This window comes from Streptomyces sp. NPDC021096, from assembly GCF_040641275.1.
In the GTDB taxonomy this organism is placed as follows: domain Bacteria; phylum Actinomycetota; class Actinomycetes; order Streptomycetales; family Streptomycetaceae; genus Streptomyces.
The window spans coordinates 131,228-150,081 of sequence record NZ_JBFADG010000008.1 but is presented as its reverse complement, the minus strand read 5'-3'; the positions used below and the strand labels follow the sequence as shown (position 1 = coordinate 150,081).

The 18,854-nt window shown below is 72.4% G+C and carries 20 protein-coding genes; 7 read left to right on the top strand and 13 right to left on the bottom strand.

The features are described from left to right. The first annotated feature begins 4 nt into the window (after positions 1 to 4). A complete protein-coding gene (locus tag AB0G59_RS14670; protein ID WP_360911573.1) occupies positions 5 to 883 on the top strand; it encodes a deoxyribonuclease IV in 879 nt (292 codons plus the stop codon). A 29-nt stretch (positions 884 to 912) separates the two neighbouring features. On the opposite strand, the gene AB0G59_RS14665 is transcribed toward AB0G59_RS14670, so the two are convergent. Next, positions 913 to 1,536 carry a sulfite oxidase-like oxidoreductase gene (locus AB0G59_RS14665; protein ID WP_071966024.1) on the bottom strand — a complete coding sequence of 208 codons (624 nt, stop codon included), beginning with the start codon at positions 1,534 to 1,536 and terminating at the stop codon, positions 913 to 915. 201 nt (positions 1,537 to 1,737) lie between these two features. Between AB0G59_RS14665 and bfr the strand changes: the two genes are divergently transcribed. Beyond that, the gene (gene bfr / locus AB0G59_RS14660) at positions 1,738 to 2,226 is read left to right on the top strand and encodes a bacterioferritin (protein WP_360911480.1); all 489 of its coding nucleotides are present in this window, start codon (positions 1,738 to 1,740) and stop codon (positions 2,224 to 2,226) included. Between the two features lie 14 nt (positions 2,227 to 2,240). On the opposite strand, the gene AB0G59_RS14655 is transcribed toward bfr, so the two are convergent. Beyond that, a complete protein-coding gene (locus tag AB0G59_RS14655; protein ID WP_360911478.1) occupies positions 2,241 to 2,504 on the bottom strand; it encodes a (2Fe-2S)-binding protein in 264 nt (87 codons plus the stop codon). 138 nt (positions 2,505 to 2,642) lie between these two features. Beyond that, positions 2,643 to 3,992 (bottom strand): class II 3-deoxy-7-phosphoheptulonate synthase, encoded by a 1,350-nt coding sequence (locus AB0G59_RS14650; protein ID WP_071966026.1) that lies wholly within the window; start codon positions 3,990 to 3,992, stop codon positions 2,643 to 2,645. A 123-nt stretch (positions 3,993 to 4,115) separates the two neighbouring features. On the opposite strand from AB0G59_RS14650, the gene AB0G59_RS14645 reads away from it, so the two are divergent. Together AB0G59_RS14645 and AB0G59_RS14640 are read left to right on the top strand one after the other, a co-directional pair. After that, positions 4,116 to 4,178, top strand: coding sequence for a hypothetical protein (locus AB0G59_RS14645; protein WP_107423055.1), 63 nt, complete (start codon positions 4,116 to 4,118; stop codon positions 4,176 to 4,178). A 120-nt stretch (positions 4,179 to 4,298) separates the two neighbouring features. Continuing rightward, entirely contained in the window at positions 4,299 to 6,224 is a 1,926-nt protein-coding gene (locus AB0G59_RS14640) for an anthranilate synthase family protein (RefSeq protein WP_360911476.1), read from the top strand. 127 nt (positions 6,225 to 6,351) lie between these two features. On the opposite strand, the gene AB0G59_RS14635 is transcribed toward AB0G59_RS14640, so the two are convergent. The 4 genes from AB0G59_RS14635 to AB0G59_RS14620 are packed head-to-tail and all read right to left on the bottom strand — an operon-like array spanning position 6,352 to position 10,113. Continuing rightward, on the bottom strand, positions 6,352 to 7,383 hold the full coding sequence (locus tag AB0G59_RS14635) for a 6-phosphofructokinase (RefSeq protein WP_360911474.1): 1,032 nt from the start codon (positions 7,381 to 7,383) through the stop codon (positions 6,352 to 6,354). A gap of 42 nt (positions 7,384 to 7,425) precedes the next feature. Then, complete coding sequence (locus AB0G59_RS14630) at positions 7,426 to 8,094, bottom strand: response regulator transcription factor (protein WP_360911472.1); 669 nt, start codon at positions 8,092 to 8,094, stop codon at positions 7,426 to 7,428. Next, positions 8,094 to 9,317, bottom strand: coding sequence for a DUF5931 domain-containing protein (locus AB0G59_RS14625; protein ID WP_360911470.1), 1,224 nt, complete (start codon positions 9,315 to 9,317; stop codon positions 8,094 to 8,096). The genes AB0G59_RS14630 and AB0G59_RS14625 overlap by 1 nt, the downstream gene beginning before the upstream one ends. Before the next feature lie 28 nt (positions 9,318 to 9,345). Continuing rightward, the gene (locus AB0G59_RS14620; RefSeq protein ID WP_360911571.1) at positions 9,346 to 10,113 is read right to left on the bottom strand and encodes a lysophospholipid acyltransferase family protein; all 768 of its coding nucleotides are present in this window, start codon (positions 10,111 to 10,113) and stop codon (positions 9,346 to 9,348) included. 137 nt (positions 10,114 to 10,250) lie between these two features. Here AB0G59_RS14620 and AB0G59_RS14615 point away from each other — a divergent pair, with 137 nt between their 5' ends. Both AB0G59_RS14615 and AB0G59_RS14610 read left to right on the top strand, forming a co-directional pair. Then, positions 10,251 to 11,069 (top strand): alpha/beta fold hydrolase, encoded by an 819-nt coding sequence (locus AB0G59_RS14615; protein ID WP_360911468.1) that lies wholly within the window; start codon positions 10,251 to 10,253, stop codon positions 11,067 to 11,069. After that, positions 11,062 to 11,706, top strand: a complete 645-nt coding sequence (locus tag AB0G59_RS14610) for a hypothetical protein (RefSeq protein WP_360911466.1) — start codon at positions 11,062 to 11,064, stop codon at positions 11,704 to 11,706. The genes AB0G59_RS14615 and AB0G59_RS14610 overlap by 8 nt, the downstream gene beginning before the upstream one ends. Positions 11,707 to 11,783: 77 nt before the next feature. Here AB0G59_RS14610 and AB0G59_RS14605 read toward each other — a convergent pair whose 3' ends face one another. The 6 genes from AB0G59_RS14605 to AB0G59_RS14580 all read right to left on the bottom strand — a co-directional run bounded on the left by AB0G59_RS14605 (position 11,784) and on the right by AB0G59_RS14580 (position 16,731). After that, the gene (locus tag AB0G59_RS14605; protein ID WP_360911464.1) at positions 11,784 to 12,533 is read right to left on the bottom strand and encodes an endonuclease/exonuclease/phosphatase family protein; all 750 of its coding nucleotides are present in this window, start codon (positions 12,531 to 12,533) and stop codon (positions 11,784 to 11,786) included. Between the two features lie 75 nt (positions 12,534 to 12,608). After that, positions 12,609 to 13,550, bottom strand: coding sequence for an ROK family glucokinase (locus AB0G59_RS14600; protein ID WP_071965298.1), 942 nt, complete (start codon positions 13,548 to 13,550; stop codon positions 12,609 to 12,611). An 87-nt stretch (positions 13,551 to 13,637) separates the two neighbouring features. Next, a complete protein-coding gene (locus AB0G59_RS14595) occupies positions 13,638 to 14,099 on the bottom strand; it encodes a DUF5304 domain-containing protein (RefSeq protein WP_360911462.1) in 462 nt (153 codons plus the stop codon). A gap of 57 nt (positions 14,100 to 14,156) precedes the next feature. After that, the gene (locus AB0G59_RS14590) at positions 14,157 to 15,398 is read right to left on the bottom strand and encodes an ArsA-related P-loop ATPase (RefSeq protein ID WP_360911460.1); all 1,242 of its coding nucleotides are present in this window, start codon (positions 15,396 to 15,398) and stop codon (positions 14,157 to 14,159) included. Between the two features lie 50 nt (positions 15,399 to 15,448). Further along, complete coding sequence (locus AB0G59_RS14585; RefSeq protein WP_360911458.1) at positions 15,449 to 15,898, bottom strand: SRPBCC family protein; 450 nt, start codon at positions 15,896 to 15,898, stop codon at positions 15,449 to 15,451. 71 nt (positions 15,899 to 15,969) lie between these two features. Then, positions 15,970 to 16,731, bottom strand: coding sequence for a metallophosphoesterase (locus AB0G59_RS14580; protein WP_360911456.1), 762 nt, complete (start codon positions 16,729 to 16,731; stop codon positions 15,970 to 15,972). A 267-nt stretch (positions 16,732 to 16,998) separates the two neighbouring features. Between AB0G59_RS14580 and AB0G59_RS14575 the strand changes: the two genes are divergently transcribed. Beyond that, entirely contained in the window at positions 16,999 to 18,795 is a 1,797-nt protein-coding gene (locus AB0G59_RS14575; RefSeq protein WP_360911454.1) for an AMP-dependent synthetase/ligase, read from the top strand. The last annotated feature ends 59 nt before the right edge of the window (positions 18,796 to 18,854 follow it).

Below are 18,854 nucleotides of genomic sequence, written 5' to 3'. Positions count from 1 at the left end.
GACCATGGACGACGTCCTTCCCGGCCGGCTGCGCAATCCCGTCGGCGGCCACATTCCCGTGGCCGGCGGCCTGGCCCGCATCGGGCTGCCGTACGCCCGCGCGATGGGCGCCGAGGCCGTGCAGGTCTTCGTCGCCAACCCGCGCGGCTGGGCGACCCCGGCCGGCACGGCACGGCAGGACGAGGAGTTCCGCGAGGCCTGCGCCCGCGAGTCGCTGCCCGTCTTCGTGCACGCGCCCTATCTGATCAACTTCGGCTCGCACACCGAGGCCACCGTCGAGAAGTCGGTGGAGTCGCTGCGGCACTCCCTGCGCCGGGGCCGGGAGATCGGGGCGCGCGGCGTCGTCGTGCACACCGGTTCCGCGACCGGCGGCCGCCCCCGCCACGAGGCGCTGGCCCAGGTGCACGAGCGGCTGCTGCCCCTGCTGGAGGAGCTCGTCCACGACGACGACCCGCGGCTGCTGCTGGAGCCGACGGCAGGTCAGGGCGCCTCGCTGTGCTCGCTGGCGGCGGATCTGGGGCCGTACTTCGAGGCGCTGGAGCACCACCCCCGGCTGGGGGTCTGCCTGGACACCTGCCACCTCTTCGCCGCCGGGCACGACCTGGCCGGGCCGGGCGGGATGAAGCAGACGCTCGACGAACTGGTCTGCGTGGTCGGCGAGGGCCGGCTGGGGCTCATTCACGCCAACGACTCCAAGGACGTCGTCGGCGCGCACAAGGACCGGCACGAGAACATCGGTTCCGGCCATATCGGGGCCGAGCCCTTCGCCGAGCTGTTCACGCACCCGGCGACGCGCGGCGTGCCGCTGACGATCGAGACGCCGGGCGGCCCGGAGGGACACGCCGCGGACGTGGCGCGGCTGAAGGCCCTGCGGGACGGCTGACCGCCGCGCCCGGCCGCGGGGCCGGGCGGCTAGAGCTCCGGGCCCTCGCCCGGCTGCTCCTGGTAGGAGTAGCGCTGCTCGCGCCAGGGGTCGCCGATGTTGTGATAGCCGCGCTCTTCCCAGAAGCCGCGCCGGTCGGCGGTCATGTACTCCACGCCGCGCACCCATTTGGGGCCCTTCCAGGCGTAGAGGTGCGGCACGACCAGGCGGACCGGGAAGCCGTGCTCGGCGGTGAGGGCCTCGCCGTCCTTGTGGGTGGCGAACACGGTCTTCTCGGCGGTGAAGTCGGCGAGCCGGAGGTTGGAGCTGAAGCCGTACTCGGCCCACACCATCACATGCGTGACCTCCGGTGCGGGCGGGGCGAGTTCGAGGATCGTACGGGCCGAAACCCCACCCCACTCGGCGCCGAGCATGCTGTACTTCGTGACGCAGTGCAGATCCGCCACCACCGTCGTGTACGGCAGCGCCGAGAACTCCTCGTGCGTCCAGCAGTGCTTGTCGCCGTCGGCGGTCGAGCCGAAGACACGGAACTCCCAGCGGTCCGGCTTGAACTTCGGGACCGGCCCGTAGTGCGTCACCGGCCATCCGCGCTGGAGCCGCTGCCCCGGAGGCAGCTGGAGATGCTCCCCTTTGCGGCTTTCCGACTGACCCATGGGTCCATGGTGACAGACCTTCGGCAGTGGTGATGACCAGGGCCCGGGCCGGTACCGGCGTATCGGGGCAACTCCCACTAAGTGTGCACTTACTGGACGGTTCCGAAGGGCAGTGCGAGGATGCGCGCGCAACCTGCAAGCCACCCTCCCCCACAGGCCTGAACGGCCGTGGGAGGTGCCCCCAGGAAGGAGCACTCTGCAATGCAGGGCGACCCCGAGGTCATCGAGTTCCTGAACGAGCAGCTGACGGCCGAGCTGACGGCCATCAATCAGTACTTCCTGCACGCGAAGCTGCAGGAGCACCACGGCTGGACCAAGATCGCCTCGCACACCCGTGCCGAGTCGTTCGACGAGATGCGGCACGCCGAGGTCCTGACCGACCGGATCATCTTCCTGGAGGGGCTGCCGAACTATCAGCGGCTCTTCCACGTCCGGATCGGCCAGACGATCACCGAGATGTTCATGGCCGACCGCCAGGTGGAGGTCGAGGCCATCGACCGCCTCAGGCGGGGCGTGGAGGTCATGCGGGCCAAGGGCGACATCACCTCGGCCAATATCTTCGAGTCGATCCTCGCGGACGAGGAGGACCACATCGACTATCTCGACACCCAGCTGGAGCTGATCGAGAAACTCGGCGAACCGCTCTACATCGCCCAGTTCATCGAGCAGGAGAACGGCGGGGGCGACTGACCGGTGCGCGGCGCCTAGGCGGCGGCCCGCTCCTTCGCGGCCGCGGACGCCGGTATGAACGCCACGTCGGGGGCCAGCATGTCGGAATCCCCCTGGTCGGCCAGCTCACGGCGCGGGCACGCGCCCCGGCCGAGCAGGGCCTGGATGCGGCGCACACAGCTGCCGCAGTCGGTGCCGGCCTTGCAGGCGGAGGCGATCTGGCGGGGCGTGCAGGCCCCGTCGTCCGCGTGCTGACGCACCTGCTGCTCCGTGATGCCGAAGCACGAGCAGACGTACACGCGGTCACCGCCTTGCGTCGGCCGGAAGGCCGGGTTGATCAATAAGGTTACCCTTACCTTACCCGGCCCGACGGCCGAAAAACAACGCCGTGGGGCCCGGATCACAGATCCGGGCCCCACGGTCGTTACCTGCGGTTCCTACTGGTCCCGGTACATCTCCGCGACCAGGAAGGCCAGGTCCAGGGACTGGCTGCGGTTGAGGCGGGGGTCACACGCCGTCTCGTAGCGCTGGTGGAGGTCGTCGACGAAGATCTCGTCGCCGCCGCCCACGCACTCCGTGACGTCGTCGCCGGTCAGCTCGACGTGGATGCCGCCCGGGTGGGTGCCGAGGCTCTTGTGGACCTCGAAGAAGCCCTTGACCTCGTCCAGCACGTCGTCGAAGCGACGGGTCTTGTGACCGGAGGCCGCCTCGAAGGTGTTGCCGTGCATGGGGTCGCTGATCCAGACGACCTGCGCGCCGGACGCCGTGACCTTCTCGACCAGGGTCGGGAGCTTGTCCCGGATCTTGTCGGCACCCATGCGGGTGATGAAGGTGAGACGGCCCGGCTCGCGCTCGGGGTCGAGCCGCTCGATGAGGGTCAGCGCGTCCTCGGGCGTCGTCGTCGGGCCGAGCTTCACACCGATCGGGTTACGGATCTTCGACGCGAACTCGATGTGCGCGCCGTCCAGCTGCCGGGTGCGCTCACCGATCCACAGCATGTGGCCGGAGACGTCGTACAGATCGCCGGTGCGCGAGTCGACACGGGTCAGCGCCGACTCGTAGTCGAGCACGAGCGCCTCGTGGGAGGCGTAGAACTCGACCGTCTTGAACTCCTCCGGGTCCACCCCGCAGGCGTTCATGAAGTTCATCGCCCGGTCGATCTCGCGGGCCAGCTGCTCGTAGCGCTGACCGGAGGGCGAGGACTTCACGAAGTCCTGGTTCCAGGCGTGCACCTGGCGCAGGTCGGCGTAGCCACCGGTGGTGAAGGCGCGCACCAGGTTCAGCGTCGAGGCCGAGGCCTGGTACATCCGCTTCAGCCGCTGCGGGTCCGGCGTACGGGCCTCGGGCGTGAAGGCGAAGCCGTTGACGGAGTCGCCGCGGTAAGTCGGCAGGGTCACGCCGTCGCGGGTCTCGGTCGGCTTCGAGCGCGGCTTGCTGTACTGGCCGGCGATGCGGCCGACCTTCACGACGGGCACGGAACCCGCGTAGGTCAGCACCGCGCCCATCTGCAGCAGCGTCTTGAGCTTGTTGCGGATCTGGTCGGCGCCGACGGCGTCGAAGGCCTCGGCGCAGTCGCCGCCCTGGAGCAGGAACGCCTCACCACGGGCGACGGCTCCCAGGCGCTGGCGCAGCTGGTCGCACTCGCCCGCGAAGACGAGAGGCGGATAGGACTCGAGCTCGGCGATCACATCGCGCAGAGCCTCTTGGTCCGGCCAGTCAGGCTGCTGCGCCGCGGGCAGGGAGCGCCAGGTGTTGCCACCGGCGTGGATTTCAGCGTTCACGGTCACGCCTCAACATTACGGGGTCCGGGCAGCCATCCCGGCGGCCGGACCGGAATCTGAGACATCTGCCGAGACAGCTTTAGGGAAAACCCGGGACCTCCCCCGGGGGCGTCGGGTAGGGTGCCCGCCATGTACGTGCTTCAGTCGCAGAACCAGAACTGGTGGTGGACCGCTCCTCCGGCGGCCCACTGATCGCGCGTACTCCCGACCGATCGCGAAGGCCGCCCCGAGGGGCGGCCTTCGGCGCACCTGACGGTCGCCGGCCCCGGGCCGTTCCTCTCCTCGAAGTCCTCCAGGAAGGAACGACCCCAGATGACCGTGGACCACGCAGCCACCGCAGCCCTCCTCGCGCGGCTGACCGCCGCCGGCTGCCCGCCCTTCGCCCTGCTCCACCGCCGCACCCCCGGCCGTGGGCACGACGCCGTCGAGCTGCTCCTGGGCCCCGTGGCCGAGGCCGGGCGCCTGGGCGACATCCCCCTGCCGGCGGGCCCACCGGCCCACGGCGGCCCGGCGCACGACGCGCTGGCCCTCGTCCCCTTCCGCCAGATCCGCGAGCGCGGCTTCGACGTCCGCGACGACGGCACGCCCCTGCTGGTCCTGCGGCCCGAGGAGTCCCACGAGCTCCCGCTCGCCGCCGTCCGCGCCGCACTGCCCGCGCACGAGGTACGGGTGGAGGGCGGCGCCTTCGACGTGGACGACGAGGAGTACGCACGGATCGTCGAACGGGTCATCGAGGACGAGATCGGCACGGGCGAGGGCGCCAACTTCGTCATCCGCCGCACCTTCGAGGGCGAGATCCACGGCTTCACCGCCGCCGACGCGCTCTCCCTCTTCCGCCGCCTGCTGGACGGCGAGCGCGGCGCCTACTGGACCTACGTGGTGCACACCCCCGACCGCACGCTGGTGGGCGCGAGCCCCGAGGTGCACGTGCGGATGTCCGGCGGGACGGTCGTGATGAATCCCATCAGCGGCACCTACCGCTACCCGGCCGGCGGCCCCACCACCGACGACCTGCTCGGCTTCCTGCACGACCGCAAGGAGGTGGAGGAGCTGTCCATGGTCGTGGACGAGGAGCTGAAGATGATGTGCACCGTCGGCGACATGGGCGGCGTGGTCGTCGGCCCCCGCCTGAAGGAGATGTCCCACCTCGCCCACACCGAGTACGAGCTGCGCGGACGCTCCTCGCTGGACGTCCGCGACGTGCTCCGCGAGACGATGTTCGCGGCCACGGTCACCGGCTCGCCGGTCCAGAACGCCTGCCGGGTCATCGAGCGCCACGAGCGGCGGGGCCGCGGCTATTACGCGGGCGCGCTCGCCCTCATCGGCCGGGACGCGGGAGGCGCCCAGACCCTCGACTCGCCGATCCTCATCCGTACGGCCGACATCGACCGGCGCGGCCGGCTGCGGGTGGGCGTCGGCGCCACCCTCGTGCGGCACTCCGACCCCCACGGCGAGGTCGCCGAGACCCACGCCAAGGCGGCGGGCGTCCTCGCGGCCCTCGGCGTGCGACCGGGCCCCGTACGCCCGGCGGCGGCCCCGCCCGTACGGCTCGCCGACGACGCCCGCGTACAGGCCGCGCTGGACGCACGTCGCGCGGATCTGGCCCCCTTCTGGCTGCGGATGCAGACCGAGGACTGCGCCGCGGCGCTGAGCGGACACGCGCTCGTCGTCGACGGGGAGGACACCTTCACGGCGATGCTGGCCCATCTGCTGCGCACCTCGGGACTGACGGTGACCGTGCGGCGCTACGACGAGCCCGGGCTGCACGACGCCGCGCTGGCCCACGAGGGGCCCGTGGTGCTGGGGCCCGGCCCGGGCAACCCCGCGGAGGCGGACGACCCCAAGATGCGGATGTTGCGCGGGCTGGCGGCGGACCTGCTGCGCCGGCACCGGCACGGTCTGCTGGGGGTGTGCCTGGGGCACGAGCTGATCGCCGCGGAGCTGGGCCTGGAGATCGCCCGCAAGGCGGTGCCGTTCCAGGGCGCGCAGGAGCGGATCGACTTCTTCGGGCGCGAGGAGACGGTGGGGTTCTACAACACGTTCACGGCGCGGTGCGACGGTGATACGCAGGCGGAACTGGCGCTCCACCGGGTGGAGCTCAGCCGCGATGCCGCGAGCGGCGATGTGCACGCCCTGCGGGGGCCCGGCTTCGCGGGGGTGCAGTTCCATCCGGAATCGGTGCTGACGTTGAACGGCGCCGCGATCACCGCCGAGCTGCTGACCGCCGTCCTGGTGTGACCCGCCGCTTCGCGGCGGGCACCTCCCACCCGCCCGCCCATGACCCGGCAACGTCATGACGTGCCGGGTGATCGGGCGGGTGGGTGGGCGAAGGGCCCGCACCGGAGGCGCGGTGAACCACCGGCGGTCAGCCGAAGAAGACCTTCGCCTCCTCGTACAGCGCGGCCGGCACGGTCTTGAGCCTCGCCGTGGCCTCGGCCAGGGGGACCCGGACCACGTCCGTGCCCCGCAGCGCGACCATCTTCCCGAAGTCACCGTCCCGCACCGCGTCGATCGCGTGCAGCCCGAACCGCGTGGCGAGCCACCGGTCGAAGGCGCTGGGCGTGCCCCCGCGCTGGACGTGGCCCAGCACCGTGGTGCGGGCCTCCTTGCCCGTACGCGCCTCGATCTCCTTGGCCAGCCACTCCCCCACCCCGGACAGCCGGACGTGGCCGAAGGAGTCGAGCGCGGCGGAGTCCTTCAGCACCAGGTCCCCGTCCGTGGGCATGGCGCCCTCCGCGACGACGACGATGGGGGCGTAGCTGGCGCGGAAGCGGGAGGTGACCCAGCCGCAGACCTCGTCGAGGTCGAAGCGCTGCTCGGGGATCAGGATGACGTTGGCGCCGCCGGCCAGGCCGCAGTGGAGGGCGATCCAGCCCGCGTGCCGGCCCATGACCTCCACGACGAGGACGCGCATGTGGGACTCGGCCGTGGTGTGCAGCCGGTCGACGGCCTCGGTGGCGATGTTGACGGCGGTGTCGAAGCCGAAGGTGTAGTCGGTGGCGGACAGGTCGTTGTCGATGGTCTTGGGCACGCCCACGCAGCGGACGCCGTGCTCCTCGTACAGCCGGCGGGCCACCCCCAGGGTGTCCTCGCCGCCGATGGCGATCAGCGCGTCCACCTCGTACTTCGCGAGGCTCTCGGTGATCCGGCGGACGCCGTCCGGTTCCTTGAAGGGGTTGGTCCGGGAGGAGCCGAGGATGGTCCCGCCGCGCGGCAGGATGCCGCGCACCGCGGGGATGCCGAGCTCGGTCACGGCCCCGTTCAGGGGACCGCGCCAGCCGTCCTTGAAGCCGATGAAGTCGTAGCCGTGGTCCTGGACGCCCTTGCGGACGACCGCGCGGATGACCGCGTTGAGCCCGGGGCAGTCGCCGCCGCCGGTCAGCACTCCGATCCGCATGAGACACCTTTCCTTCCGCCGGGAACGCCCGGCCGCGAAGGGTCAGGCGTCGTCGAGACCTCGCTCTATCGCGTAGCGGACGAGCTCCACGCGGTTGTGCAGCTGGAGCTTGCCCAAGGTGTTCTGCACATGGTTCTGCACCGTGCGGTGGGAAATAACCAGGCGTTCGGCGATCTGCTTGTAGGACAGTCCCTTGGCGACGAGCCTGAGGACCTCCGTCTCGCGCTCGGTGAGCTGCGGGGCCTTGGGCTCGTCGGGGGCGGCCGGGGCGGGGTCGGCGGCCAGGCGGCGGTACTCGCCGAGGACCAGTCCGGCCAGGCCCGGGGTGAAGACGGGGTCGCCCGCCGCGGTGCGGCGCACGGCGTCCAGCAGCTCCTCGGTGCTGGCGGACTTCAGCAGATAGCCCGTCGCGCCGGACTTCACGGCCTCCAGGACGTCCGCGTGCTCGCCGCTGGCGGAGAGCACCAGGACGCGCAGCGCCGGGCGGTCCGCCACCAGCTCCTTGCAGACGGCCACGCCGGGCAGGCCGGGGAGGTTGAGGTCGAGGACCAGGACGTCGGGCTGGGCCGCCTTGGCCCGGCGCACCGCCTGGGGGCCGTCGCCGGCCGTGGCCACCACGTCGTACCCGGCGCCCGCCAGGTCGCGGGCGACCGCGTCGCGCCACATCGGGTGGTCGTCGACCACCATGACCCGTACTGCCTCTGTGTTCATCACGTGCCCTCGCTCCCCCGTGGAACCTTCAGTTCTACCTCGGTGCCCTGCCCCGGCACCGATACCAGCTCGGCGGTCCCGCCCAGGTCCCGCAGCCGGCCGCGGATGGACAGGGCGACGCCCATGCGTCCCTCCCGCTCCGCGTCCGCCAGCCGGCCCTCGGGAATGCCCGGGCCGTCGTCCCGCACGGTGACGATCACCTCGTCCGGCTCGTCCTCGAGCAGGATCCAGGCCCGCGCGCCCTCGCCGGCGTGCTTGGCGACATTGTCCAGTGCCGCGCCGACGGCGGCCGCCAGCTCCGCCGCCGCGGCCGCCTCCAGCAGCACGGGCGTGCCCGGCGCCGAGAAGGTGACCGTGGCTCCCGCGTGCGGGGCGAGGAGCGCCCGTACGTCGCAGGGGCCCGTCGGCGGTGCGGGGGCGGGCCGGACGGCCCGTACCAGCTCCGCGTCCTCGGCGAGCTGTGCGGCGGAGCGCTGCGGGGGCAGCAGGCCGCCCGCCACCAGGCTGCGCAGGGCGATCTCCTGCTCACCGGCCATCCGGCCCAGCTCGGCGGCCTCGCCGCCGATCTGCGCGCCCCGGCGCTGCACCATGGCCAGCACCTGCAGGACGCTGTCGTGGATGTCGCGGGCCAGCCGCTCGCGCTCGCGCGTGGCGGCCTCGATCTGCAGGGCGCGGGCGAGCGTGCGCTCACTGGCCCGGGCGACCTCGACGATGTAGCCGATGGCGATGCTGGAGACCCACACCAGGACCACGTTGTGGACCGTGTCGCGGGCCGGGCTGCCGCGCTCGACCAGATTGGCGACCGCCACGATCGTGGAGCCGGCCGCCGCCCAGCGCCAGCCGCCCTTGATGGCCAGGCCCAGGACGGCCCCGCCGGTCCAGATGGACGGCAGGGTGGCCGAGCCTGCGTCGATGCGCTCGGCGGTGTCGATGAAGGGGGTGAGCAGGATTCCGGCGAGCGCGATCGACAGGTCGGCGATCAGGAACGGCTTGGTGCACCGCTCGGCGGACGTGACCCGGTTCCAGGTCAGCAGCATCCACAGGGTGAGTACGCCCATGTAGAGCGCGGCCGCGGGTGGATGGGCGTACTCGCGGTAGTTCAGGAAGAACAGGGCGAGCGCGTAGCCGAGCGTCAGGATGCGGTAGCCGGTCAGGGCGCGCCACAGCGGCAGCTCCACCGACATCCGCACGGCACGCTGACGCCCACCGGTGCGCTGTGTCATCCCTGCCCCAACCCCCCAGCCGGGCGACCTACGCCTCGGGCTTGTGATCCGCCTTCTGCTGCGTCTTGTCGGCCCTGTCGAGACCGGCGGCCTTGGCCGCCTTCTCCTCCTCGGCCTTCTGCTTCGCCTCGTCCGCGATCTGCCGCTTGGCGGCCGTCGCGTAGATGTCGACGTACTCCTGGCCGGAGAGCTTCATGATCTCGTACATGACCTCGTCGGTCACCGAGCGGAGGATGAAGCGGTCGCCGTCCATGCCGTGGTAGCGGCTGAAGTCCAGCGGCTTCCCGATCCGGATGCCCGGCCGGATCATCTTCGGCAGGACCTTCCCCGGCGGCTGCACCTTCTCCGTGTCGATCATCGCGACCGGGATCACGGGTGCTCCGGTGGCCAGCGCCACCCGGGCCAGCCCGCCGGGCTTGCCGCGGTAGAGGCGGCCGTCCGGGGAACGGGTCCCCTCCGGGTAGATACCGAAGAGCTCACCGCGCTCCAGCACCTCGATGCCACTCTTGATCGCGGCCTCGCCGGCGCCGCGGGCGCCGGAACGGTCGACCGGGAGCTGGCCGACGCCCTTGAAGAAGGCGGCCGTCAGCTTCCCCTTGACTCCGGGGGAGGTGAAGTATTCCTGCTTCGCGATGAAGGTGACCTTGCGGTCCAGCACCGCGGGGAGGAAGAAGGAGTCCGAGAAGGACAGGTGGTTGCTCGCCAGGATCGCGGGCCCCTCGGCCGGGATGTTCTCCAGACCCTCCACCCACGGCCGGAAGGCAAGCTTCAGCGACCCGCCGATGGACAGCTTCATTGCGCCGTAGAACAACCGAGAACCTCCTGTAGTGACGAGGAGACCTTAACCTGCCTACCCGCCGTGCGGCGCTCCGCGTAGGCTGAGGGCCAGACCCTCTCTTTCCTGTTGTCCCGCTCCATTGATCGGAGATTCCGGTGCCGCTCCTCCCCGGAGCCGAGCCGTTCCGCCATGACGGCGGAGAGGTCGGCGTCCTCGTGTGTCACGGCTTCACCGGTTCGCCGCAGTCCGTCCGGCCCTGGGCCGATTATCTCGCGGAACGGGGTTTGAGCGTCTCCCTGCCGCTGCTGCCGGGGCACGGCACGCACTGGCAGGACATGGCGATCACCGGCTGGCAGGACTGGTACGCCGAGGTCGACCGCGAGCTGTGGTCGCTGCGCGAGCGGTGCTCTCAGGTCTTCGTGTGCGGTCTGTCGATGGGCGGCGCCCTGACGCTGCGCCTTGCGGCCAAGCACGGCGACGCGGTCTCGGGCATCGTCCTGGTCAACCCCGCCAACAAGGTGCACGGCCTGGCCGCCAAGGCGCTGCCGGTGGTGCGCCATCTGGTGCGGACGACCAAGGGCATCGCCAGCGACATCGCCAAGCCCGGCGTGGAGGAGACCGGCTACGACCGGGTTCCGCTGCACGCCGCGCACTCCTTCCGGCGCTTCCTGCAGATGCTGGACCCCGAGCTGCCCCAGGTGACCCAGCCGTTGCTGCTGATGCACAGCCCCGAGGACCATGTGGTGCCGCCGGCCGATTCGGCGCGCATCCTGGCCCGGGTCTCGTCCCGGGACGTCACGGAGCGGCTGCTGGAGCACAGCTATCACGTGGCGACGCTGGACCACGACGCCCCGTGGATCTTCGAGGAGACGTACGGGTTCATCAGCCGGCTCTCCACCGGCACCGGTGAGGAGAGTGCCGGGGAGCCCGCCGACAGCCACGCCGACCCGCAGGGGACGGCCTCCCGTGGCTGAGCACGACGCGGACCGCGACCGCGACGAGAGCCGCGACCCGCTGGACGAGGACCGGGCGTGGGCCGAGCTGGTCGCCGCCTACGGCGAGCAGCCGGACCCGGACAAGGGCCGCTGGCCCGCCTCCGGCGACATAGCGGACACCCCGCGCTCGCCGGCCGGGGCGGAAGGGCCCGACGCCCCCGAGCCCTCCCCCAAGGCCGGGACCGCCCCCCGGTCCGAGGCCACGAAGGAGAACGAGACCGGGCCGACCGGGGACGCCCCCGAGGACGCGGACTCCGCCCCCGCCGCGCCCAAGCGGCCGGGCAGCTTCATCGTCTACGCGCCGGGCGTCGGCCCGCGCGACTGGAGCGCCTCCGAGGCCGCCGACGAGGACGACGCCGTGGAGGAGGGCCACTTCGTACCGCCGGAGCCGCCGCCGCTGCCGACGGGTGACGTCACGTCGCGCTTCGCGTGGATCGCGGTGCTCGGTGGACCGTTGCTGCTGCTCATCATGGTCCTGCTGCGTCAGGAGCTGACGTGGTGGGCCACCACGCTGGGGGTGGGCGGCTTCCTCGGGGGCTTCGCGACGCTGGTGCTTCGGATGAAGGACGGCGACGAGGACGAGGACGACGACCCGGGGCGCGGCGCGGTGGTTTAGGGGGTTCTTTCCCCTACCGACGGGCTCAATTGAGCCCGTCCGGCGTTTGAGGACCGGGGTCCGGGGCGGAGCCCCGGTCAGGCGGCCGGCACCCGCACGACCGCCAGCACCGGCAGATGGTCCGTGGCCGCACGAAGGTCCGCTTCGGCGACCCCCGGCAGCCCCATGGGCACCCCGCATCCCAGTACCTCGACGCCCTTGGTCGCGAAGACCGCGTCGATGCGCTGCTCGGGATCGCCCAGGCGGGTCGTGTGCTCGCGGCCCCACGGCCTGGTGGCCCAGCCGTCCTGCAGCTCGCCCGCCAGCAGGCCGAACGTCCGTCCGTCGGGCCGGTCGTTGAGGTCGCCGGCCGCCACGGCGTGCGGGGCGTCCAGGGCGGCCAGCCGGTCCAGGAGCAGCCGCCCCTGGGCGTACCGCTCGCCGTCCCGGATGCTCAGGTGGCAGCTGAGGACGCCGAGGCGGGCCCGGCCGAAGCGGAGCACGGCGGTCGCGAAGCCGCGCTGGTGCAGCCCCGGGGTGCGGGGCAGCAGGACGTCCTCGGTGCGCTCGACGTGCGCGCGGAGCGAGGTGAGGATCATCGGCCCGGAGGCGGTGGCGCCCCCCGTGGTGTACACCAGCTCCGTCGCGCGGGCCAGGCGGGCGGCCGCCTTGCGCCAGCGGAAGAAGCGCGGCGCCTCCTGGACGCACAGGACGTCCGGCGCACAGGCCCGCACGACCCGGGCCAGGGCGTCGGTGTCGTCGCGCAGGGAGCGGATGTTGTAGCTCAGTACGCGGACGACGGCACAGCCGTCGGAGTCCGTCCGGGATGCGGGGAGATCGTGCAACACGGGCTGTCCCTTTCCGCCGCGGGGGCGCTGGGAGACGGTGGAGTCCGACGGCTGTCCGCGGGGCGGACGGGAGGGTTACCCCTGACGTGCCAGGTCGGCCGCGCCCACGAGGCCGGCCTTGCCGCCCAGCTGTGCGGCGAGCACCTGGGCGTGCGGGCGCCACTGGCCGCCGACCAGCCAGCGGCGGAAGGACTTGCGGATCGGGTCCAGGACCAGGTCGCCCTCGTCGGAGACGCCGCCGCCGACGATGAACGCCGAGGGGTCGAAGAGCGAGGCGAGGTCGGCGAGGCCCGCGCCGGCCCAGCGGGCCAGCTCGCGGAAGGAGTCGATGGCCACCGGGTCGCCCTGGCGGGCGGCGTCGCTGATGTGCTTGCCCTCGATGCCCTCGGGGGTGCCGTCGCCGAGGCCGAGGAGGATCTCGGCGTTCTCCGGGGTGGCCTGCGCGCGCTGCTTGGCGTAGCGGACGAGGGCGCGGCCGGAGGCGTACTGCTCCCAGCAGCCCTGGCTGCCGCAGCCGCACAGCAGGCCGTCGGGCACCACGCGGATGTGGCCGAACTCCGCCGCGACGCCGAAGCGGCCGCGGCGCAGCTTGTTGCCGATGATGATGCCGCCGCCGAGGCCGGTGCCGAGGGTGATGCAGATGACGTCGTCGTGGCCCTGGCCGGCGCCGAAGCGGTACTCGCCCCAGGCGGCGGCGTTGGCGTCGTTCTCGACGACGACCGGGAGGCCGACGCGCTGCTCGACCTTGTCCTTGAGCGCCTCGTGCCGCCAGTTGATGTTCGGGGCGAAGAGGACGGTGGCGCGCTTGTCGTCCACGTAGCCGGCGGCGCCGATGCCGACGGCCTCGACCTCGAAGCCCTCGCTGACCGTGCGCACCGCGTCCGCGATCGCGTCGATGACCCCCTCAGGAGTCCCCGGGGTCGGCACCTTGCACGTCGCGAGGATCGAGCCCTCTTCGTCGACCACGCCGGCCGCGATCTTCGTGCCGCCGATGTCGACGCCGATGGTGAGTCCCATGTGTCCCTCAGTTATTCGCTCGAACCCCGCCGCGACCCACCGTACCGGAGCGTGGGGGCAGCCCTGTGCCGTTCCGGCTACAGGGGGTCAGTCGAGGTCGATGCGCTCGCTTCCGCCGTTGTCACCCTCGCCCTTGTGGGGCTCGCGGGGCTCGTGCGGCGGCTCGTCGCGCGTCCAGCGCGCCTCCTGGCCGTGGACGGCGGCGCGGTAGGCGGCCATCAGTTCGGAACCGGCGGAGGCCAGGTGGTCGAAGACCTCGGGGTTGCGCTCGATGACCGGTTCGACGGCGGCCTTCGCCTGGGCGATGAACTGCTGGACGGCGCCCTGCGCGGCCGCGCCCGCCAGGGGCAGCTGGAAGGCGGAGACCTTGTCGGCGACGGCGTCGACGAGTCTGCGCAGCTCCTCGGCGGCGCTGCCCGGTTCGTAGCCCTGGCCGGACCCCGCGCGGCGGCGGGCGTTCTCGGCGGCGAGGTCCTCGGCGCAGGCCCGTTCCCAGGCGTCGGGGTCGGGCGCCCGGCCGGGGCCGGGGCGCTCGGTGGCATCGGTCATGACGGGCTCCTGCGGGCTGGATTTTCCTTCGACGTTACCTGAACGGCGCAGCGCCGTTCAGCTGCTCCTTGGCCACAGGTCGGGGTCGGGTATGAAGCGCACGCTGAGCGCCCCGTCGCGCAGCCCGGCGCCGGAGACGGTGCAGCGGCGCAGCGCCGACGGCAGGGGCAGGACGCGGCGGAACGGGCCGACTCCGACGATCAGTTCGTCGCCCCGGCGGACGAGGCCGAGGCCGTCGCGGTCGGCGCCGGGCAGCGGCAGCCGCCAGACGAGCATGCCGTCGGTGGCCAGGCGGTCCTCGACGGTCCAGGGGTCGGCGGGCGGGCCGGCCACGGCGGCCTCGTGGTCCTCGCGGGGCAGCGTGGCGCGGGCGGCCAGGTCGCCGAGGTCGGCCGGGCCACGGGGGGCGCGGCCCAGGTGCGGCAGGTCGCGCACGGTGACGCCGTCGGCGAGGAACTCCTCGCACAGGGCCCGGTGGGCGGCGGCCTGCTCGGTGGCGAGGGCGGCGAGCCAGGGGTCGGCGGAGTCCTGGGGCAGCAGCCGGTTCGCTACGAGCGAATCGATACGGCAGCCCTGCAGGGCGAGGCCGGCGCGGGCGGTGCGCAGCGCGTCGGCGGCGAGGGCGCCGGGTTCGGCGACCAGGCGCACGGTCGTGCCGGGCGCCTCGATCACCTGCTGTACGGCGGTGAGCTCCTGCTGCCAGCGCTCGACGGTGTCGTAGAGGAGCTGGGCGGGCATCGGGACCCGGGCCAGCTGGGCCAGCATCGGCCGCAGGGCGCGGGCGGCCTGGCGCTCGGGGGGCAGCAGGCGGCGCAGGTAGCGGCTCAGCTGTTCGGGGAGGGCCAGCAGCCGCACGGTCTCGTGCACGGGGGGCATGTCGACGACGAGCAGGTCCCAGCGTCCGTCGGCGTGGGCGGCGCGCAGTGCGGAGAGGATCGCCAGCGGCTCGGCGCCGGGGAGCTCGGTGAGCTCCTCGGGGTCCAGGGGGGTGGCGCCGAGGAGGTCGAGGAGGGAGGTGCCGCGGTCCTGCAGGTCGCGGGCGAGGGCGCCGAAGTGCTCGCCGGCGGCGATGCGGGCGGCCCACAGGCCGGGGGTCGCCTCGACGGGCGGCGCCCAGGGGGCGCCGTCGTCGGTGCCCTGCGTGGGCAGGGCGGCGGAGAGCACCGTGTCCGGGGCGCGCCCGCGGTCGCAGGTGAGCAGCAGGACACGGCGCCCGGCGCGGGTGGCGGCGAGCGCCGTGGCCGCGGCCACGGTGGTGCGGCCCGCGCCGCCGGGACCGGTGACGAGGACCGTACGCAAGGTGGAGCCTCCGGCAGTGGTTCAGTGCATCGGCTGGAGCGTCGGGAGGGTCAGGAAGGGGTGCCCTGCTCGACGCGCTTCTTGAGCCCCGACAGGGCGCGGTCGATGATGACCTTCTCCGCCTTGCGCTTGATCATCCCGAGCATCGGGATCTTCACGTCGACGGTGAGCTGGTAGGTGACCTCGGTGTGCTTGCCGCCTGCGGCGGGCTTGAGGCTGTAGGAGCCGTCGAGCTGGCGCAGCATCGCGGACTTGTCCAGGGACCACTGGACGACGTCCGTCTCGGGCCAGCTGTAGTTCAGGGTGTGGTCGTCCTTGATGGCGCCCGCGTCGAGGACCAGGCGCACCTTCCTGGCGCGGCCCTGCTCGTCCTTCTCCAGCACTTCGGCCTGCTTGACCTCCCCCGTCCACTCCGGGTAGCGGTCGAAGTCGGCGATCACCGACATGACCTGGGCCGGCGTCGCCTCGATCGTGATGCTCGAGCTGGTGTGTTCCGCCATCTGCGTGGCTCCTCCGTACCGGTGCGCGGCCTCTTCATGGTCTGCCGGTGAAGGCTACCTCCCGCTGCGTGTCACCACTCCAGCACCCAGGGTGTGGCCGTGGACGCGAAGTGGCCGACGTTGACGCATTCGGTCGCGCCGATGCGCATCCGGCGCGCGAGCGGCTGGTGGACGTGGCCGAAGAGGGCGTACTTGGGGCGGGTGGCGCGGATGGTCTCCAGCAGGGCCGCGCTGCCGCGCTCGAAGCGGCGGGCGACGGTGTCGTAGCAGAGCTCGGGCACGTCGGGCGGGATGTGCGAGCACAGCACGTCGACCTCGCCGAGGGCGGCGAGCTTGGCGGCGTAGGTCTCGTCGTCGATCTCGTAGGGGGTGCGCATGGGCGAGCGGAGGCCGCCGCCGACGAAGCCGAAGACGAGGCCGCCGATCTCGACGCGCTCGCCGTCGAGGACGGTGGTGCCGGGGCGGGCGTACTCGGGCCACAGCGGCGGGATGTCGACGTTGCCGTAGGTGGCGTAGGTGGGGGTGGGGAAGGCGGCGAAGAGCTCGGCGTACTGCTTGCGGACGGCGGCCTCGACGGCCGCCTTCCGGTCGATGCCGTCCCACAGGCTGCGGGAGAGCGCGCGGGCCTCGTCGAAGCGGCGGGCGGTGCGCAGCTCGACGATGCGGTCGGCGGCCTCGACGCCGAACAGCTCGGGGAAGATGCCGCGCGAGTGGTCGGCGTAGTCGAGGAAGAGCACGAGGTCCCCGAGGCAGACGAGGGCGTCGGCGCCGTCCCCCGCCCGCGCCAGACCCTCGGCGTTGCCGTGTACGTCGCTGACCACGTGGACTCGCATACGGATCACCCTAGGCGGTGCTGCGGGCTCGCTGGAAGGGCCCCGACCTGCGGTTACTTCCGAGTCACCTAGCCGGGAGGCTAGGGTGCCGGAAGCAGTCCGGTGGCATGTGACGCATAGAACATCTGGCCGCGACCCTCTATTCGAAAAGTGGTACTGGTGGGTAACGTCCGGGCAGTCCACTCCCCCCGCCAGATCATGGACCGCAGCCGACGCAGCGCCCCTCGAAGACGCGGCGGCGCCGGCGCCCGACGAGGAGCAGCAGTCTTGCGCGAGTTCAGCCTTCCGGCCCTGTACGAGGTCCCCGCCGACGGAAACCTGACGGATCTCATCCGCCGGAACGCCGCGCTCCACCCCGACGTCGCCGTCATCGGACGCAAGGTCGACGGCCACTGGGAGGACGTCACCGCCGCCGGCTTCCTGGCCGAGGTGCGTGCCGCGGCCAAGGGGCTGATGGCCTCGGGCATCAAGCCGGGCGACCGCGTCGGCCTGCTGTCCAGGACCCGCTACGAGTGGGCGCTGCTGGACTTCGCCATCTGGAGCGCCGGCGGCGTCACGGTGCCGATCTACGAGACCAGCTCGCCCGAGCAGATCCAGTGGATCCTCGGCGACTCCGGCGCGGTCGCCTGCCTGGTGGAGACCCCGGCGCACGAGGCCGCCGTGGAGTCCGTGCGCGAGCGGCTCCCGGAGCTGGCGAACATCTGGCAGATCGAGCGCGGCGCCGTGGAGCGGCTGCGGGCGGCGGGCGAGCCGCTGAGCGACGAGGCGGTGGACGAGCGCAGCGCCCTGGCCGTCGCCGACTCCCCCGCGACCATCGTCTACACCTCGGGCACCACCGGCCGCCCCAAGGGCTGCGTCCTGACCCACCGGGCCTTCTTCGCCGAGTGCGGCAACGCGGTCGAGCGGCTCAAGCCGCTCTTCGACACGGGCGACTCGTCCGTGCTGCTGTTCCTGCCCGCGGCCCACGTCTTCGGCCGGCTGGTGGAGGTCGCGGCGGTGCTGGCCCCGATCCGGCTGGGCCTGGTCAGCGACATCCGCAACCTCACGGACGATCTGCAGGGCTTCCGCCCGACGCTGGTGCTGGGCGTGCCGCGCGTCTTCGAGAAGGTCTACAACGGCGCCCGCGCCAAGGCGCAGGCGGACGGCAAGGGCAAGATCTTCGACAAGGCGGCCGACACCGCCATCGCCTACAGCCGCGCCCTGGACACGCCCTCGGGCCCGTCCTTCGGCCTGCGGCTCAAGCACAAGATCTTCGACAAGCTGGTCTACAGCAAGCTGCGGGCGGTCCTCGGCGGCCGGGCCACGCACGCCATCTCCGGCGGCGCCCCGCTGGGCGAGCGGCTGGGGCACTTCTACCGCGGCATCGGCTTCACGGTCCTGGAGGGCTACGGCCTGACGGAGTCGTGCGCGGCGACCGCCTTCAACCCCTGGGACCGGCCGCGCATCGGCACGGTCGGCCAGCCCCTGCCGGGCTCGGTGGTGCGCATCGCCGACGACGGCGAGGTGCTGCTGCACGGCGAGCACCTGTTCACCGGCTACTGGAACAACGAGGCGGCCACCGCCGAGGCGCTGTCGGACGGCTGGTTCCACACCGGCGACCTGGGCACGCTCGACGAGGACGGCTATCTGAGCATCACCGGCCGCAAGAAGGAGATCATCGTCACGGCCGGCGGCAAGAACGTCGCCCCCGCCGTGATCGAGGACCGCGTCCGCGCCCACGCGCTGGTCGCCGAGTGCATGGTCGTCGGCGACGGCCGGCCGTTCATCGGCGCGCTGATCACCCTGGACGAGGACTTCCTGCCCCGCTGGCTGGAGCAGAACGGCAAGACCGCCGGGCTGACGGCCGCCGACCTCGCCGACGACGCGGACCTGCTGGCGGCCGTGCAGAAGGCCGTCGACGACGGCAACGCGGCCGTCTCCAAGGCCGAGTCGGTGCGCAAGTTCCGTGTGCTGCCCACGCAGTTCACCGAGGCGTCCGGCCATGTGACGCCGTCGCTGAAGCTCAAGCGGAACGTGGTCGCGAAGGACTTCGCCGACGAGATCGAGGCCATCTACCACGGCTGACGCCGTGGACGAGGGACACGGGTAAGGGGCTTGCGCCATGGCGCAAGCCCCTTACCCGT